The following is a 506-nucleotide window of genomic DNA, read 5'->3' as shown; positions in this document are numbered from 1 at the left end:
CATCGAAATGACTTTCGGCTTAAACTCCCACGGCATATCTGGGTTGACGTGTGCCATAAACTCCACACGAATCGTCCGGCTCAAATCGGGTTGCATCCCCGTAGGTTGAATCGCTGCAACATCACTGGTTTTACCGTTGATACCTAACGCATCACACATCACGTCATAGAGCGGCACGAGCGCAAAACCGAACCCGAACATGGCAAAAGTGGCCAGCACTAACTTTATCGTGAGCTTTTTGTGGGATGATTTTTCTGCCATGTTCTTCGCCTCTCGTTCCGTTAATCCACTTTAGGCGGCGTACTAAAGGTGTGATGAGGCGCAGGGCTTGGCACAGTCCACTCTAATCCTTCTGCACGCTCCCAAGGTTTGGCCGACGCTTTCTCTCCGCCACGAATACATTTGATCACGACCCACAAGAAAATCAGTTGCGACAAACCAAAGGCAAAGCCGCCGATAGATACGATTTGGTTCACATCCGCAAATTGAATCGCGTAATCAGGGAT

At 49.8% G+C, this 506-nt stretch carries 1 protein-coding gene and 1 pseudogene; both read right to left on the bottom strand.

Annotated elements, in window-relative coordinates:
- The coding region (locus R8N49_RS30820; RefSeq protein ID WP_318190911.1) for a cytochrome c oxidase assembly protein at positions 1–261 on the bottom strand (261 nt) is incomplete at its 3' end.
- A 20-nt stretch (positions 262–281) separates the two neighbouring features.
- A pseudogene (locus R8N49_RS30815) lies at positions 282–506 on the bottom strand (cytochrome c oxidase subunit I); the annotation flags it as partial.

It is taken from the genome of Vibrio sp. 1978, assembly GCF_033344345.1.
The sequence above is the reverse complement of the archived record's forward strand: the minus strand, read 5'-3'. Positions and strand labels throughout refer to the sequence as shown.